Origin of the sequence: Methylobacterium sp. B1, from assembly GCF_000333255.1 — a bacterium.
Taxonomy (GTDB): Bacteria; Pseudomonadota; Alphaproteobacteria; order Rhizobiales; family Beijerinckiaceae; genus Methylobacterium; species Methylobacterium fujisawaense.
Genome location: NZ_BACT01000769.1, coordinates 1 through 1,329 on the forward strand (window position 1 = coordinate 1; position 1,329 = coordinate 1,329).

Annotated in this window: 2 protein-coding genes and 1 pseudogene; all 3 read right to left on the bottom strand. The window is 73.4% G+C overall.

Annotation, left to right across the window (positions count from 1 at the left end; translation table 11 throughout):
• Window positions 1–344: pseudogene (locus I53_RS22385) on the bottom strand (response regulator transcription factor); the annotation flags it as partial.
• 35 nt (window positions 345–379) lie between these two features.
• On the bottom strand, window positions 380–751 hold the full coding sequence (locus tag I53_RS22390) for a PepSY domain-containing protein (protein WP_043354854.1): 372 nt from the start codon (window positions 749–751) through the stop codon (window positions 380–382).
• Window positions 752–948: 197 nt separating this feature from the next.
• Window positions 949–1,170, bottom strand: coding sequence for a hypothetical protein (locus tag I53_RS22395; protein WP_043354856.1), 222 nt, complete (start codon window positions 1,168–1,170; stop codon window positions 949–951).
• Between the last annotated feature and the right edge of the window lie 159 nt (window positions 1,171–1,329).

Below are 1,329 nucleotides of genomic sequence, written 5' to 3' on the forward strand. Positions count from 1 at the left end.
ACACGCCCGGACGCGGGCCATCAGCTCCTCCTGTGGAAGGGCTTGGTGACGTAGTCGTCGGCACCGGCATCGAAGCCGTCGACCTTGTCGGACCAGCGGTCCCGGGCGGTGAGGATGATCACCGGCGTCTTCACGCCGGCCCGGCGCCACTTCTGGAGCACCGTGACGCCGTCGGCCTTGGGCAGGCCCATGTCGAGGATGATGGCGTCGTAGGGCTCGCTCTCGCCGAGATAGCCGCCCTCCTCGCCGTCATAGGCCTTGTCGGCCACGTAGCCGGCCTCCTCCAGCGCGGCCACGACCTGCCGGTTGATGTCCTTGTCATCCTCGACGACGAGCAGTCGCACGGCTTACCCCCCTCCGACACGGTTGCGGCGCCCGCTCAATACTGTCCCGCCACGGTGCCGGTGCGCGCATCCACGATCACGTGCACGAAATGCCCGTCCCGGCGCAAGGCGGTGAGCATATAGACGAGGCCGCCCTCGTGACGGCAGAGGCTCGCCCGCTGGATCTCGGCCCGGGGGATCACCGTGCGGGCCGCGCGGATCGCCGCCACGGGCGGGATCACCCGCCGCTCGCCGACCTCCTCGCGCAGGTCGGCGGGGGACAGGCAGCTCTCGATGCGCAACGGCGCCTGGCTGGAGACGGCGCCCGTCTGGGGGGCCGGCCCGTCATCCGCCATGGAGCCGAACCCGCCCGCGGCGAGGGCCGCGGCGGTCAGGCTGATGGCGACGAGGGCGATGGCGTAGCGCATTGGCGAACGATGTGCGCCCAGGGCACTGAATGCGTCCTGAATACGTAGCCGTGCGTCAACCCCGGCGGTTGTCGGCGTCGGTCCGGACATTCCCTTCGCGGTTGATCTGGCGGCGGACGGCATCGTGCCGACATGACGGCCGAGGCGGCGCCCGGTTCCACGCCGCGGGCCGCTTCGCACAGGCGCGTCGACCGCTGTCATGGCGACGGAGCCGGGGCGGGCCCGCAGGCCAGGGCGGCGCGGGCCGGCGGGTTGACCCCGCCGGGTCCCGCCGGCGCGGCCAGCGCGCCGCCGCCGGACCCGAGCGTCCAGGCGCGCCGGCCGACCGCACCGCCCTCGTGGACGGCGACCGTCACCGCCGCGGTAGCGGCCAGGGCGAGCCAGGCCCGGTCGAGAACCCTGTCCCAGCGCAGACGCATCTCACGCTCCCGTCAGCAGCTTCCAGAGGGCCCGCAGGGCCGGGACATGCGCGGCGAACCACGCGACCTGATCGGAGAACCAGTGCGCGGCCGCCGCCGCGGCGACGAAGGCGAACACCGTCGCGTGCTCAGCCGCCGCAGGTAGCGGCGCAGCGCCCG